Raw genomic sequence first — 14,620 nt, 5'->3', positions numbered from 1 at the left:
CAATAGTAAGATTTAAATCGATCTAGTAAATTAAATAGTAGCCTAAATAGTAGCCTAATATGGAAAAAGTTAAGGTTACCAGGAATTACCAGGTCACAATACCCGCGGATATTAGGGAGAGGCTTGGGATTAGGATTGGCGACGTGTTGATAGTTTACGTTGAGGACGATAAGATAGTATTTAGGAAGTTATCAGACGATAGAAAGAGACTTACGTTTGGTAGGAAGTTGACGCTTGAGGATATTGAGACTGGCATTGAAAGGGCTCATTAGACTATGGAGGCGATAATTGATACTAATGTTATAATTTTCGATTTATTCACTGATTCTGAATTCCATAATGAGGCCAGTATGCCTCTGAATTCATTAGAAAAATGGCTTATACCACCTATCGTTATTCATGAGCTCATCCGGTTTTTTTAGAGGGCATGGGCTTGAGGATCGCATTGATTATATGGTGCAATATCTAATCAACGATAAGGCTGAGATACTCTGTGAATGCAGTGATAAGATACTTAATGCAATTAATTTAACGCTTACAGCAGGCATCAAGAATTACAATGACATGGTAATACTAGCACACGCTTACTGAAAAATAAGCCATTAGCTATCTTCGATACTAGACTGGCTAGGTTAGCTAAGAAAATGGGTTGTGGCATTACCTAAGTGATCTTAATTTTAATTAATGCCTAAACGTCGATTTCGAGGAATCCATCCTGGGTGACTCTAACCTTGTAGGTTGGTAGTGGCGCCTTGACGTCGGCGTACTCACACTTAACCTCAGGCCTTACCTGTGGCTTCTCGATCATTTCGCCCGTCCTAACGTCGTACTTGGCCTGGTGTGCTGGGCATGTGGCTACGTAACCATCGACATCCGTTAGTAAGGCGCAGCCCATGTGAGCGCATATGGCGAGCATCCCGTAGTAATTATCGCCGTATTTAACCACGAGTATTGGCTTATTATCAACCAGGTAATTACAGAGTTCCTCTTCTCAAAAACCTTGACCAGTATGGAAACCCTCCTCCACATAACAAGACCCAGGGCATAGTCACCTGCTAATTAAGTTTATTGTACAGGCACGAGCTAAAATAACTAATGGGAAGCCCTACATGAGTATTACTGATATGCCTAATTTCCTGGCAACGCTAGCCTGCTCCTTATCACTCGTTAGAAGGGTTCCTCTCTTCAACGCCTGGGCTATGTATAGGGAGTCATACACAGTAATGTCGTTACGTAACGCGATCATAAAGGCATCAGGCATGTACTGTTCCTCAGGTTCCAGTACTATAACGCCGGTATCGACTAATTCAATCACCGCATTAAGCAACTGAATAAATTGGTTTATTAACACGTATAAATTCATAAATATCACTCCACCCCACTTCCCTCAATACGTACTTAGCTAAGGTTGATGTATCAATGACTATCACGATCCTCCCTCACGAGGGACACGATAGAACCGGTAGGCAGCTCAGGAAGTTTCTCGATAATACTATTTAGCCTATTCAATGCTTCCTCCTGCCTAATTTCGGTGATTCGCCTAATTATGAAGTTCCTAATTTCCTCACTCCAATTAATTATTCCGGAATACTTGTCCATAATTTCTTTCAATTCCTTTGGCACCCTTATCGTAATTATAACACTACCGCACATCAGTAATATAATAAAATCAGTAATATAATAATGTAATACAAATTTAAACTCTTCACTTTATTACTTCATCAACATCCTAGCTGGGCGTAACTCCCTCCTGAATGGTCCAGGACAAGCCCGAATATCTCAAGCGTGACAGTACCGAGTAAGTTCTCATCCTCCGTCTCGCCAAGCACAACCGGCGTGTGCCTCTCACCATAACCCCTCAATTCAATTACCGCCTCCGAAACCCATCGTCTAATTATGGTGCCATCAGCAAGGATAAACTCCATCTCCTGTATAGGCCTAAGCCCAAGGTACTCCCAAACATCTCTTCTTAAGACCGTGTACATGGCTCCTGAATCAACAAGTAGCTTAATCGGTACGGACTTGTCCCCATGCTTAACCACGGCATCAACATAGACCAGGCCCATAATGCATCAATAATGCTCAACCTAATGCCTAGTTATATATTTTGATAATTCTGTACCAATTATCCCTCTCGGCAGGTACTAATCCAAGGCCTTTAATCAGGTTAATAATAGAGGCATTGGTTAGCACCGGCATTTTTAAACCCGTGGCCGGTATAACCCTCTCCTCATACAGTGTGCCGCCGAAGTCATTAGCGCCGAATTTAAGGGCTAGCTGGGCTGCGTCGAGACCGTTTGTTAGCCAGCTTGACTGTATGTTGGGTAATTCGTTCTTAAACACGAGCCTCGCCACGGCGACCACCCTCAATAATGTGGCTGAGGTCAGTGGGTATGGGACTTCCCTAGTCAACTCACTATTGCCTGGCTCAAAGTTCCAAGCGGTGAACGATAGGAATCCGCGGGTCCTCCTCTGAAGCTCAATTACCCTATAGAGGTGCTCGGCCCAGTCGCTTACGGTCTCTACGTGGCCGTACATCATCGTTGCATTACTCATTATGCCCATCCTATGGGCGGTCTCCATTATGTTCAGCCAGGTCTCGGCATCAATCTTGTGGGGCGCGATGACCCTCCTCACCCTATCAACCAGTATTTCACCACCACCGCCGGCTAACGTGTCCATACCAGCCTCCCTAAGCCTATCCAGAACCTCTGAATAGCTCATCCTATGCTTCCTCGCTAAGTAATCGATCTCTATTGGCTTAGTCCATGGATCGCCACGTGGGGTAATTTGGCCTTCAACGCCCTAAATAAATCCTCGTAATACTCAATACCTAACTCGGGATTTATACCGCCCTGAATCAACACCTGCCTAATACCGAATTCCCTATCAACAGCCATAACCCTATGCACGGCCTCCTCAACACTCAACGTATAGGCCTCAGGATGCCCAGGCGGTCTATAGAAGGCGCAGAACCTGCAGGCTATCACGCAAACATTCGTGTAATTAAGTATCATGTTTGGTATGAAGGTAACCACATTACCGAAGTACCTCCTTGTCAAGTACTCGGCCGCGGAACCAAGCTCCCAAAGATCGGCCTTAAATAATTCCTCAATATCACGTGGGCTCAATCGCTCCTCATAAACAGCCTTCTCAACAATGGGACTCCAGTTATTATCCACGTCACTACACATTGGACTGCATTATTTAAGTTATTACGTTGTATCTTAATGAAGTAAATAGAATCATAATGACCAATACTTAAAAAGGGGGGTGACCACCAACGCTGTGTCATGTGCACAATAGATGACTTACGTAATGCCGTGATTAACGGTATTACCAAGTCCGACGCCGAGGAATTCATGGTTGGGTGTGATTTCAAGGACCTGGCCCGCGTGGCTAATGAACTCACTCGGAAGATAACTGGGGATACCGTGACCGTGGTTAATAACGTCGTTATCAATTACTCAAACATATGCGTTGCCCAGTGCCCAATATGCGCCTTCTATAGGCCTAAGGGCCACCCAGAGGCCTACGTTAGGACTCCCGAGGAGATAACCAAGGGCGTGCTTGAGGCCAAGGCACGCTTTGGCGTAACGGAGCTCCACATAAACGGTGGATTCAATCCTGACCTGGACATTGAGTACTTCGAGGACGTGTTCAGGTCGGTCAAGAAGGCCGCGCCTGACATAATCATTAAGGGGCCTACGGCCGCGGAGATAGACTTCTACGCGAGGGTTTGGAGGATGAGCACGAGGGAGGTCCTCGAGAGGTTCAGGGAGGCTGGGCTTGATGCACTTAGTGGAGGTGGTGCCGAGATACTTAATGAGGAGGTTAGGAGGGTGATAACTCCGTATAAGTTCAATGCGGAGACCTGGCTTCGGATTCAGGAGGAGGCGCATAGGGTTGGGCTTATGAGTAATGCGACCATGCTCTACGGCCATATTGAGAAGCCGAGGCACATTGTTGAACATGTCTTCGCCATTAAGGAGGTTCAGGAGAGGACCCACGGAATACTCCTCTTCATACCTATAAAGTTCGTTCCCTGGAACACGAAGTTATATAGGGATGGCTTGGTCAAGGGGCCAGCGCCGGCTGAGTATGATGTAAGGGTTGTAGCCATCTCAAGGCTAATACTCGGTGATTCAATTAGGAGGATAGGTGCGTACTGGGTTTCAACAGGTAAGAGGCTGGCTTCGACATTGTTAATGGCCGGTGCCAACGACCTAGTGGGCACGATGATTAACGAGCAAGTGCTTAAACAGGCGGGTTCTAGGGAGTCTGTGACGCTTGGGGAGTTGGCGCACATAGCCCGTGAGGCCGGCCTAAGGCTATTCCTTAGGGATACATTCCATAGGTTAATCGCCGAGGTAAACAACGCGTTGGGATGACCGCAATGAGCATTATTAGGCTAAAGTATGCCCACTCGGATCCATTATTCTATTATTCAGGGCTTAACCAATATGGGCTGGCAATAATGAGTCGATAAAGCTCCTATTGGAGGGTAAGGCTAGGATTGGCTTTGTACCACTAACATACGCAGCATACAATTGCAACCTACTCTATGTAATCCCCAGTTTCGCCATTTATAGTGATGGCCCGGTTATATCGGCTAGGTTGTTTAAGGGCTCGGGCATGGGCTACGCAGCCGTTAGTGACACGAGCGTCAACGCACTGGCGGTTAAGAGGTTATTGGGTATTGACCTAAGGGTTATTGATAATCCATATGCGGCACTGAGGGATTTCGGCGCCGTGCTGGTCATTGGGGATGATGCGCTGAGGATGGTTGATGCTGGCTACCCATACATTATTGATGTTGGTGAGTTATGGAGGGAGAGGGTTGGACTACCACTTATTTATGCTGTCATGGCAGTTACTAGGAATTACGAAGAACACGAACTTAGTACGGTAATTAACGCTATCGAGAGATCCCTTGAATTATTTGAGGAGGATCCGGAGCCCGTTATTCAGTACACTGCGGGCAGGATTGGCGTGTCTAAGGAATTAATTAGGCAGTATTTCAAGGCTATTAGGTACAGGGTTGATGATAGGGTGATCTCGGGTATTAATGAGGAATTGAGAATATTCGGTATAAACAATTGCCTAGAGTTCCTGGGCAATAAAGCTTAATATCATGGGGTGAATCATTGAGGTGATGGAATTACTGATTGGGCATAGTCCGGACCCGGACGACGCATTCATGTTCTACGCACTAAAGAGGGGGTTGGTTAAGTCGCCATTCACCATCAGGGAGTTCCTAGTCGATATTGAGACATTGAATAAATTGGCAATGCACGGTAGGATCGACGTCACGGCAGTAAGTACGCACGCAATGGCATACATAGGAAGTAAGTACTACATACTGAGGGTCGGCGCATCCATGGGGCTTAGGTACGGCCCCGTTGTTGTAGGTAATACTACAAGGCCCGAGTTAGTTGCGGTACCCGGCACGTACACCACGGCAACACTTCTAGTTAAACTTGCAATGCCCAATGTAAAGACCGTGGAGATACCCTTCGATAAGATCATGGATGCGGTGAGGGCTGGAGTCGTTGATGCCGGCGCCTTATACATGAGGGACAAATAACCTATGAAAGGTATGGGCTTAAGAAGATCATAGACCTCGGTGAGTGGTGGTATGAAGAGACGAAACTCCCAACGCCCCTGGGCCTAGATGTTGTTAAGGCATCCCTGGGACTCGATATGGCTAAGGCTGTTAAGGAGGCATTGCTGGAGTCCATTAGGTACGCAATGAGTCATAGGGAGGAGGCGTTGGCGCATGCATGGAGTTCTCAAGGGGCTTAAACATGAGCGACACTGATAGGTTCGTTAGGATGTACGTGAATGACTATACGGTGGATATGGGTATCGATGGCGAAAAGGCTATTAGGGTATTACTTGAGATGGGTCATGAAAGGGGCTTATTACCTGAGGTTCAATTATTGTTTGTTTGAGTTAATCCAATGATTACACCCAGTTTAGCTAATTTACTTATTTCATCACGTGATAAGCCAATTTCCATCAATATTTCCATGGTGTTCTCACCCAGCCTTGGTGCCCTGCCCTTCACGCCTGGCCTAACGCCATTTATTAATAATGGGTTAAGGAAGTCCCTCCCATTAAAACCCCTCGCAGTTAATTGTGGGTCTTTTTCAAGGTCCTTTATGGAGTTTATGGGGGCTGCCGGTACGTCATAGCTCCAGAGGAGTTTGAGGGCTTCCGCAACCGTGTACTTACTTAATTCTTTACTCAATTCGCTTATGGCCTCCTTATCGAACTGCCTATTGACTAGGTCCTCGCGGTTTAAGGCCCTGCATAGCCTCTGCCAGAACTTGGTCTCTATGGCGCCAATCGTTATGTAGCCATCCCTACACCTATAGATGTTGTAGAATGGGTACTTACCCGTTAGGTTCGGGTCGACACCCTCGTATGTCATTGCCATGTTTAGCGTATTAAAGAGTAGTGCAGCCTCCATCATGGAGACCTCAACCCTACCACCAACACCACGTAGTAGAAGGCTTAAGACGCCGATTACGCATAGTAGCTGAACCAACATCAGCAACCTGAATTGTTAGCGGCTTGGGCGCACCATCACTGAAGAGGTTCGGGTCCAGTAGGCCGGCGACACCGACCGTGTTGATATCGTGGTTTGGAAGCCCGGAGTATGGGCCATACTCGCCATAACCATTTATTGAGCAGTAGATAAGCCTATCATTCACTCTCCTAAGGGTCTCATAGTCAATACCCAGCTTTTTAGCCACGCCAGGTCTAAAGCCCTCAATAACCACGTGACTATTCCCAACCAACCTATAGAATAGTTCCCTGCCCTCACTCGTTTTCAGGTTGATGGCAATACTCCTCTTGCCAGCATTCAACCACTCAAAGAGCTTCGGCGATAACTCCCTTAGGTAATCACCAACCTCCGTATCCTCAACCTTAATAACGTCAAAGCCGAGGTCAGCCAGGATCCTCGTCGCGACACCGCCAGGATAAAGCCTGGTTAGATCCAGAACCCTAAACATTGAGTGAATTCTAAGCCAGGGTTAATAAGGATATTAGCCCTGGGAATTATGATTACCACCCCTCTGCCCGCTATTCCTAACCATGAACCACGTCCCTATCCCCACTGCGCATAGCTTCTTATTTGCGTCATATACATGGGCCTCTGCGACGGCTAGGTGTCTGCCGGCCTTATCACCCTACCCTCCACTGTGAATGTCCATTCATCAACGGCTCTAGGAAGTGAACCTTTAACTCTGCCGTGTATTGGTCAATGCCGTCATTAACGGTCATAACGGCAGTACCGAGAACCGTGTCAATAACCGTCATAACAACACCGCCATGAACCATACCACCCCTCCTAAGAATCTCACGCTTATAGGGAAAAACAGCCCTAACAAAACCATCACCAACCTCAACAAACTCAAGACCAATGAAGTTAAACAGGGGCTCACTGCGCAGGTAATTATTCATTAACTCAGCAACATTAAAACCGGCAGACCTAGCCTTAAGAAAGAGTTCCCTAATGCTGCCTATCGAACCCACGCTTTTTACTAATTCGTCCCACGTCGACACATGGTAATGAGAGGAAGGGCCTATTTAAGCAAAGTTGCGCTGATAAGTAAATAGTGATAAGTAGTCTAAATAAAGTTGGGAATGACCTGACCGGCAATGAGTGAGTCCAGGGGCTCCCTAAACCTGGCAATTCCATACTCACCCTTGTAAACGATGACCTCGGCTGGCCTAGGCCTACCATTGTAATTACTGCTCATTGAATATACGTAGGCACCCGCGTTAAGGATAATGAGTAAGTCACCCTCCCTAACCCTTGGCAACTCCCTATTGATGGCTAATTTATCCGTATTCTCGCAAATAGGCCCAACGACATCCACAACCTCCTGCTCCTCACCGCCACCGCACGTGATTATGTGGTGATACGCGCCGTATAGCATGGGCCTAATGAGCACGTTCATGCCAACATCAACGCCAACAAAGGTCCTGCTACCCTTCCTCTTAACCTCGGTGACTCTCGTGACTAGATAACCCGCATCACCAACAATGAACCTACCAGGCTCAATCCATAACTCACCAGGGAAGAAGTTTCTAAGTACACTTAGCTTACTTAGGTCAAGGGGTTTCTCGCCTGGCCTGTATGGAATCCCAAACCCACCACCCATGTCAAAGTACTTAATCCTAACGCCAACCCTATCCTCAATGAACTCTGCATGCTCCCTAAGCAACTCAGCAATCCTAATGAAGTACTCAGCATCAAGCACATTACTACCCATCATAGCGTGTATACCGAACTCCTCAACACCAATAGACTTAGCGAGGCTATACGCATCAATAGCATCGTTCAGGAACATGCCGAACTTACTCTCCTCACCAGCCAATGTAACGCCAGGCACGAAGCCCCTGCCATAGCCCAAATCAACCCTGAAGAAAACAGTCCTAGCCTGTAGCCAAGGGATAACGCCCTCTCAAATTCTCTCCGCGAATCGAAGTTAAAAAGGACCCCGCATCAATGCCGTACTTAATATCGTCAAGTGACCGAAAGGCCCCAGTATACAATATATTACCCGGTTCAAAACCAGCCTTCAACGCCAGAAATATCTCGCCGGGTGATGCGGCATCCACGCCCGAACCAAGCTTCCTCAGAAAGGTTAGTATTGCCAGGTTAGGATTAGCCTTTATTGAGTAAAGGACCCTAGCACCGGTGGCTTCCTTAATGGCCTTATAATTCTCCTCAACCCTACCAAGGTCATAAACAATAAGCGGCGTACCAAACTTATTCACTAACTCCGTAAGGCTAATACTATTACCAACAACGCAATTATCCACGGTGTTAATGCGATAACTAATTTTTAAGTATTCAATTAGATTTTACGGTAAGCATGTTCATGATTATCAGAAATGAAAGTGCTAAAAGCGTTAATAATGAATGTAAGTATTAATTGTTGCTGTAAAAAGAAATAGAAAGAATATAATAATGACTTAAGCTTATAATACTTTTATTCAATTTCTAAAATAAGAAAACTTAAATTCAGGAATAAATGCTATAATAAGTGCCTAAACAAAGACTAAATAGAGGGATATCCCGTACCGCACTGGTGGGTGTAATCGTGGTTGTTGTGGTGGTTGTTGCGTTGGGTGCTTACTTCGCGGTGACTTATCACCCGAGTAAGAAGGTTGTTTCTCCGCCTCCGACAGTTACTAAGCCGACGGTGACCGTGGTCTCGAATCAAACGATTACATTGGCACCGCCAAATCCTAATGAGTTGGTGGACATATCCTGGACAGCATCACCAGACTGCCTAGACCCGGCAACGGGCTTCTACGTGCAAGACGAGGAAATATTTAACGTTGTTTATCAGGAATTGGTTACTTGGAACCCTTCGAATATATTCCAGGTTGAGCCTATGTTAGCTACTAATTGGACTATCAGTTCTAACTATGAGAACTATACATTCACGCTTAGGCAGGGTGTTTACTTTACTGATGGTGAGGCGTTTAATGCTACGGTTGTTTGGTTCAGCTTCTACAGGACGATTCTGATGGGGCAGGGACCAGGAATAAGCAACTATGCGAGGATTTTGTTCAGTTATACGAAGTATTTCGAAACTGGTTATGCTATTCCTTGGGGTGCTTGTCATGCATTGGCGTATGCCACGGGCAACAACGCTACATCAGCAACGCCACACTATGCGCCTACGCCCTAGCCAACGTACTAAGCAACTTCAACGTAAACAACGCAACAATACAGAAGCTAATGACATACCCCAACCAAGCAATCGTAGTCCTAGGACCATACAAAGTAGAATTCAACTTACTGAGACCATATAGATTCTTCCTACTAGACATAGCCGCTTGGTGGGGCGCTATGGTACCCCCAGCATACGTAGACGCCCACGGCGCGTCCAGCCTAATTCAATAAATAGTTATTTATGTCAGTATGGTGCTCCAGGAACAGGACCATACGAGATTCAGAGCGTAACGGGTACTCCTGGTGAGTTCACCGAGATAGTACTTAAGGCTAATCCGAATTATTGGGGCAATAATTACCCGCCTGGTTCATTGCCTGTACTTGATCAACCGGCCCATATACAAATTATTGATATTAAGTTCTCAATGTCGCACTCGGATAGGGTTGAGTTGTTTGCGAGTAATGATGCCCAGATATCGTACGTAAGCCCACCATTCCTAGACCAAATATACACAGCATGGCCATACAGTAAGTATCTACCACCACAATCAATAATACGACTACTCGGTTATCAACCAGCCGGAGTTCTTTATATATCAATGAATACTGAGGAGTGGCCGACAAACTGCACTGACTTCAGGTTGGCCGTAGTGCATGCCATTAATTACACGGCATTGTTATACACGTACTACTCACCACTACTAAACACAACACTGGCCGAACTGTATTTAGGACCATCAAACCCAGCATACGCACCATTCTACAACCCAGATAACCTACCCATGTACTCATACAACCCGAACCTAGCCATTGAGTACCTCAACAAGTCAGGCTGGGAATGCAACTTCTACACAGTACTACCAAACGGCACTGTCATCGGCAACCCAAGCGGCCAAAAACTACCAACAATACCAATAACAGTAATACCACCAGTAACGCCATTGGTTGAGGAACAACTTGAAATAATCGCCCAAGACCTAAGCCAAATAGGAATACCAACATCGGTTGAGTACGCAACAACGGCAGAAAGTGATACCTGGGTTACTCCTAGCGCAACACCATTAATGGTCGATTTAGGTTGGATACCTGATTGGCCAGATCCACTATATCAATTAGTATATTCAATATTAAATGTTATTAATGGTGGTATTTCGGGCAACATGGCTTGGTTTAATAATAGCGTTGTTAATGAGTTGACAGCTGAAATGCCATTTGTGACGAACGAGACGGAGCAACTGCAAATGCTTGCAGAAGTTTACAATATTACATACTGGCAGGCGCCATACGTATGGTTACCGTGGCTGAATATTACGACATAGTACAACCATACGTTAAAGGTTTATATGGACATGGGATGGTTACTTCTACAATACGATGTATTATCAACCTGTCACGCTATACGTAATAACCTATAGCAACGGCACACAGGTAATTGAGTATAGTAACGGAACAATAATTAGCATGACCAGCACTTCGTGATAATTAATTGTTAAAAATTACCTTATAAAAATAACTTTATTTTATTATTATTTTATTATTTTTACACCAAGAACTTCTTGGAAGAATTTCATTGCCTCTGCCTTACTTACTCTTTGTTCCCTGCCAACATCGTGCCTAGCCCTCCTCCTGTACATTACCCTTAGCCCTGGTCTCGCGAGTACTGTGACTACGTTTAATCCCCACACACCGACCGCTGGGTCGTACTTAGTACCCGGTATCATTATGTGCTCCCTTATCCCGAAGGCCACGTTACCCCAATCATCGAATGAACTCTCCCTCAGTGTGAAGTCCACAGCAGCCAATGTCCTGAGTAAAAACCAAACGGCCTTATTCCTCCTCAGTGTTACCGCAACGCCTATTGGTTCGCCCCTCCTAATGTTCCAGTCCTTAATGGACTTCTTGGCAAGTCTATAGCTTGGTTTCTGCATTGTTAATTCCTCAAGGACTTTAGCGGCCTTCTCAAGTCTCTCGCCGCTTTGCCCAACACCTATGTTGGCTACTACCTTCTCAATCCTAATAACCCTCATTGGGTGGTCGGCGGGTAGTACGAACTTCCTCCAATCCAATTGGTCGGGCGTCAATGACTTCAGGTCAATCTGTGTTAGGTCTATTGCGGGCATCGATTATGCGTGGAGAATAAGAATTAATAAAAATTTGCCCCATGGACTTTGCGTTGATATATAGACATATTTATTAATAAATATGGTTAGTACTTTACTGACAAAAGCCCTATTAAGGTTTTGGCTTCACGAATCATGATGTCGAATAAAACGCCCTTTGAACCACTTGATTGGTCGAAACCAACACCAGGGCACCTAAAGCTCCTATTCATATCCGGCGCAGGCTTCTTTGCCGATGCCTATGACCTATTCGCAATATCAATAGCCCTAGTATTCTTAAGGCAGGTCTGGTCGTTAACGGCTTCAGAAATAAGCCTAATATCATCAGCAGCACTATTCGGCGCGGTAATAGGCCCCTTCATATTCGGTAGGATAGGCGACATATTCGGTAGGAAGTACATATACGGAGTGGAGGCCGCACTACTAGCAGCTGGTGCCATAGTCTCCGCCTTCTCAGTAAACCCAACAATGCTGTGGATAACTAGGTTCATACTTGGACTCGGAGTTGGCGGTGACTACCCAATAAGCGCCACGCTAATGAGTGAATACGCGCCGGCCAGGAGCAGGGGCTTATTCGTAGCTGGCGTCTTCTCAATGCAGGGCTGGGGCATAGTAACGGCTGCCCTATTGGGCCTGGGGCTATTAAATGCCAGGGTAAACCCAGACCTAGCCTGGAGGGTAATACTTGGTTTTGGCGCGGTGATGCCGGCACTCGTCATTTACTTTAGGCGTAGGGTCCATGAGACACCTAGATTTGAGTACTTCGTTAAGGGCAATGTTGAAGCGCAAGGAGAGCCATTAGGGACGTGCTTAGGCAGGACGTGGAGATAAACGGCATAAATAATTATAGCAATGGTTTTCGCGACAACTTCCTGAGATACCTACCAGTGGTACTGGGTACGGCAATACCCTGGTTCGCACTTGACGTGTTCTTCTACGGCATGAACATATTTGGCCCATTCGTAACCTCGGCAATGGGACTAGCGAAGAATCCACTGGCTGGTATTTATGTTCAGTTATACGTTGTGCTAGCCTTCCTAGTCCCTGGCTACTACGTGGCTGCCTTCCTAGTGGATAAAATGGGTAGGAAGTCCATGCAGATAATGGGATTCTCAATCGTAGCCGCCACATACCTAGCGGCCGCCCTCATGCTTAGGAGTGGTGCAATATATCCAGTAGCCATAATAGTGCTGTACGGCTTAGCCCAGTTCTTCACCAACGTTGGTCCTAACGTAACGACGTTCATACTGCCAACCGAGGTGTTCCCAACGAGGTTCAGGACGACCGGTCACGGAATAGCCGCCGGCAGCGGTAAGTTGGGCGCAACACTCGCTGCACTATTCATTCCACTGCTCTTCCCAATAACAAGCAATTCATTGAACGCAACGGCTAAGTACATGGTGATGTCGAACCTATTACTCGTATTGGTTGCCGTGGCGATAATCGGTGTAATATTCACAGCACTATTCATAAAGGAACCCAAGGGTAAGCCCCTGGAACTATCCTCGGGAGAACTAGGTATAAGTCAGTAACGTATTAAAAACAACCTTAAAATAAACAGGGCGTTAGAAACCAACGTGGGTGTTTCTAAGGAATTCATTAGGGGCCTTATTAGGGATGTTGAGGATGCAATAAATGAAATTGAAAGAATAACGAATAAGTCATACAATGAATTAAGCGATGAAGATAAAATGGCCATTAGGTATGAGTTAATAGTCATTGCGGAGGCGGTAATGGCGTTAGCAATGCATATAGTACGTAGAGACTTGAGTGAAAGACCTAGGACGCCGATAAATGCACTAATGATATTGAGGGATAAGGGCTTATTAATGATGAATGAGTACGAGGATTTAACGAGACTTATAAGACTTAGGAACCTGCTTGTTCATAGGTATTGGGTAATCGATGATTACTTAATATATCAAAGCATTAAGTCGAACTTTAAAAACCTGGTGAGTTTCATAAGTAGGTTGAGGGATCGTTATGGAATTTAGTGGCGAGTATGTCTATCACTCAATGGATCGTGAGGAGAGGGAATTAATTATTTCAAGAATTAGGGATATACTTAGGGAGTACGGTATCTCCCTTGGGATATTATTCGGTAGTTTCGTAGACTTAATGAGTTTAGGGACATAGACATTGCGGTTTACGGGAAGAATCTTGACCTGAATGAGTTATTAAGCCTTGGAACAAGGCTTGAGGAGGTACTCGGCATGCCTGTGGATGTCGTGCCACTAATCAATGTCGACCCTGAATTTAGGCTTTCGATAATGGAGCACGGCCTCATAATTCTTGAGGATGTTGATGGCCTATACGAGGCATTAATGAGTGAGGCACTTGATGAGTTATACCTGGTAATGCGTGATGATTCAATACAGTAGGTATGGCGCTTCCCTGAGTGTGCCCGTTGTTGGGTCTATCATTAAACCCAGTATTTCCAGGGTCGTTATGCCAATCAGGACCTTATCAATGATATCGCTAATCACTACCCTAACCGTGGCCTCCCTACCCATTAACCTAACCTTAACCTCACTAAACTCCACACCAACAGGTCCGCCCGCCGTCATGACGGTGCCCCTATCAATCACCTTCAACCCAAGTTCCTCAGCCAACGCCCTAGGTATGACGGTCAGGGTAGCGCCGCTATCCACCAAGGCCTTCACCCTAACCTCCCTATCTCCACTTATTAACTCGGCCTCAACCCACACATGACCCATAAAACCAAGGATAGACTTACGGAATACTTAATAAGGCTTTGGAGGTGAGTTAATTCGTTAGCTCTGAGAGTGGTGTTAAT

At 45.8% G+C, this 14,620-nt stretch carries 19 protein-coding genes and 4 pseudogenes; 11 read left to right on the top strand and 12 right to left on the bottom strand.

Translation table 11 applies throughout. The annotated features are described in order from the left end of the window. Positions 1-59: 59 nt before the first annotated feature. Positions 60-272 (top strand): AbrB/MazE/SpoVT family DNA-binding domain-containing protein, encoded by a 213-nt coding sequence (locus JCM16161_RS12905; protein ID WP_054856131.1) that lies wholly within the window; start codon positions 60-62, stop codon positions 270-272. 416 nt (positions 273-688) lie between these two features. Here JCM16161_RS12905 and JCM16161_RS12900 read toward each other — a convergent pair whose 3' ends face one another. The 5 genes and pseudogenes from JCM16161_RS12900 to mqnC form a co-directional block, all read right to left on the bottom strand. Further along, positions 689-946, bottom strand: coding sequence for a Rieske 2Fe-2S domain-containing protein (locus JCM16161_RS12900; protein WP_243671688.1), 258 nt, complete (start codon positions 944-946; stop codon positions 689-691). 159 nt (positions 947-1,105) lie between these two features. Continuing rightward, positions 1,106-1,315 (bottom strand): type II toxin-antitoxin system VapC family toxin, encoded by a 210-nt coding sequence (locus JCM16161_RS12895; RefSeq protein WP_243671687.1) that lies wholly within the window; start codon positions 1,313-1,315, stop codon positions 1,106-1,108. A gap of 101 nt (positions 1,316-1,416) precedes the next feature. After that, positions 1,417-1,653 (bottom strand): hypothetical protein, encoded by a 237-nt coding sequence (locus JCM16161_RS12890; protein WP_054856129.1) that lies wholly within the window; start codon positions 1,651-1,653, stop codon positions 1,417-1,419. Between the two features lie 68 nt (positions 1,654-1,721). Further along, entirely contained in the window at positions 1,722-2,066 is a 345-nt protein-coding gene (locus JCM16161_RS12885) for an aspartyl protease family protein (RefSeq protein WP_243671686.1), read from the bottom strand. A gap of 28 nt (positions 2,067-2,094) precedes the next feature. After that, a pseudogene (gene mqnC / locus JCM16161_RS12880) lies at positions 2,095-3,194 on the bottom strand (dehypoxanthine futalosine cyclase). 99 nt (positions 3,195-3,293) lie between these two features. Between mqnC and JCM16161_RS12875 the strand changes: the two are divergent. The 3 genes and pseudogenes from JCM16161_RS12875 (at position 3,294) to JCM16161_RS12865 (ending at position 5,954) form a co-directional block, all read left to right on the top strand. After that, complete coding sequence (locus JCM16161_RS12875) at positions 3,294-4,391, top strand: CofH family radical SAM protein (protein ID WP_054856128.1); 1,098 nt, start codon at positions 3,294-3,296, stop codon at positions 4,389-4,391. A gap of 106 nt (positions 4,392-4,497) precedes the next feature. Next, entirely contained in the window at positions 4,498-5,130 is a 633-nt protein-coding gene (locus JCM16161_RS12870; RefSeq protein ID WP_243671685.1) for an ABC transporter substrate-binding protein, read from the top strand. 25 nt (positions 5,131-5,155) lie between these two features. Further along, positions 5,156-5,954, top strand: a pseudogene (locus JCM16161_RS12865) (ABC transporter substrate-binding protein). Here JCM16161_RS12865 and JCM16161_RS12860 read toward each other — a convergent pair. The 4 genes and pseudogenes from JCM16161_RS12860 to JCM16161_RS19095 all read right to left on the bottom strand — a co-directional run. Further along, positions 5,936-7,022 (bottom strand): annotated as a pseudogene (locus tag JCM16161_RS12860) (CoA transferase). The pseudogenes JCM16161_RS12865 and JCM16161_RS12860 overlap by 19 nt on opposite strands. Positions 7,023-7,194: 172 nt before the next feature. After that, positions 7,195-7,575, bottom strand: coding sequence for a PaaI family thioesterase (locus JCM16161_RS12855; protein WP_243671684.1), 381 nt, complete (start codon positions 7,573-7,575; stop codon positions 7,195-7,197). 65 nt (positions 7,576-7,640) lie between these two features. Next, a complete protein-coding gene (locus JCM16161_RS19100) occupies positions 7,641-8,060 on the bottom strand; it encodes a hypothetical protein (RefSeq protein WP_243671704.1) in 420 nt (139 codons plus the stop codon). Between the two features lie 51 nt (positions 8,061-8,111). Further along, positions 8,112-8,796, bottom strand: a pseudogene (locus JCM16161_RS19095) (diaminopimelate decarboxylase); the annotation flags it as partial. Between the two features lie 314 nt (positions 8,797-9,110). On the opposite strand from JCM16161_RS19095, the gene JCM16161_RS19090 reads away from it, so the two are divergent. Beyond that, a complete protein-coding gene (locus tag JCM16161_RS19090) occupies positions 9,111-9,719 on the top strand; it encodes an ABC transporter substrate-binding protein (RefSeq protein WP_243671683.1) in 609 nt (202 codons plus the stop codon). Here the strand turns inward: JCM16161_RS19090 and JCM16161_RS19085 are convergent. Beyond that, positions 9,709-9,861, bottom strand: coding sequence for a hypothetical protein (locus JCM16161_RS19085; RefSeq protein ID WP_243671682.1), 153 nt, complete (start codon positions 9,859-9,861; stop codon positions 9,709-9,711). The genes JCM16161_RS19090 and JCM16161_RS19085 overlap by 11 nt on opposite strands. A gap of 9 nt (positions 9,862-9,870) precedes the next feature. Between JCM16161_RS19085 and JCM16161_RS19080 the strand changes: the two genes are divergently transcribed. Beyond that, positions 9,871-11,022 (top strand): ABC transporter substrate-binding protein, encoded by a 1,152-nt coding sequence (locus JCM16161_RS19080; protein WP_243671681.1) that lies wholly within the window; start codon positions 9,871-9,873, stop codon positions 11,020-11,022. 207 nt (positions 11,023-11,229) lie between these two features. Here the strand turns inward: JCM16161_RS19080 and JCM16161_RS12840 are convergent, their stop codons facing one another. Then, a complete protein-coding gene (locus JCM16161_RS12840) occupies positions 11,230-11,823 on the bottom strand; it encodes a 50S ribosomal protein L5 (RefSeq protein WP_243671680.1) in 594 nt (197 codons plus the stop codon). 138 nt (positions 11,824-11,961) lie between these two features. On the opposite strand from JCM16161_RS12840, the gene JCM16161_RS19075 reads away from it, so the two are divergent. The 5 genes from JCM16161_RS19075 to JCM16161_RS19060 are packed head-to-tail and all read left to right on the top strand — an operon-like array spanning position 11,962 to position 14,204. Next, the gene (locus JCM16161_RS19075; RefSeq protein WP_243671679.1) at positions 11,962-12,654 is read left to right on the top strand and encodes an MFS transporter; all 693 of its coding nucleotides are present in this window, start codon (positions 11,962-11,964) and stop codon (positions 12,652-12,654) included. Next, positions 12,630-13,355, top strand: coding sequence for an MFS transporter (locus JCM16161_RS19070; protein ID WP_243671678.1), 726 nt, complete (start codon positions 12,630-12,632; stop codon positions 13,353-13,355). The genes JCM16161_RS19075 and JCM16161_RS19070 overlap by 25 nt, the downstream gene beginning before the upstream one ends. A gap of 45 nt (positions 13,356-13,400) precedes the next feature. Continuing rightward, complete coding sequence (locus JCM16161_RS12830) at positions 13,401-13,817, top strand: DUF86 domain-containing protein (RefSeq protein ID WP_054856127.1); 417 nt, start codon at positions 13,401-13,403, stop codon at positions 13,815-13,817. Further along, the gene (locus JCM16161_RS19065) at positions 13,807-13,959 is read left to right on the top strand and encodes an H-NS histone family protein (protein WP_243671677.1); all 153 of its coding nucleotides are present in this window, start codon (positions 13,807-13,809) and stop codon (positions 13,957-13,959) included. The genes JCM16161_RS12830 and JCM16161_RS19065 overlap by 11 nt, the downstream gene beginning before the upstream one ends. Before the next feature lie 29 nt (positions 13,960-13,988). Then, entirely contained in the window at positions 13,989-14,204 is a 216-nt protein-coding gene (locus tag JCM16161_RS19060; protein ID WP_243666169.1) for a hypothetical protein, read from the top strand. Here JCM16161_RS19060 and JCM16161_RS12825 read toward each other — a convergent pair. Then, positions 14,193-14,540: an aspartyl protease family protein gene (locus JCM16161_RS12825; protein ID WP_054856126.1), complete on the bottom strand. Its 348-nt coding sequence runs from the start codon at positions 14,538-14,540 to the stop codon at positions 14,193-14,195. The genes JCM16161_RS19060 and JCM16161_RS12825 overlap by 12 nt on opposite strands. Between the last annotated feature and the right edge of the window lie 80 nt (positions 14,541-14,620).

It is taken from the genome of Vulcanisaeta sp. JCM 16161, from assembly GCF_001316285.1.
Note: the sequence above shows the minus strand (reverse complement) of the source record. Positions and strands in the feature narration are given on the sequence as shown.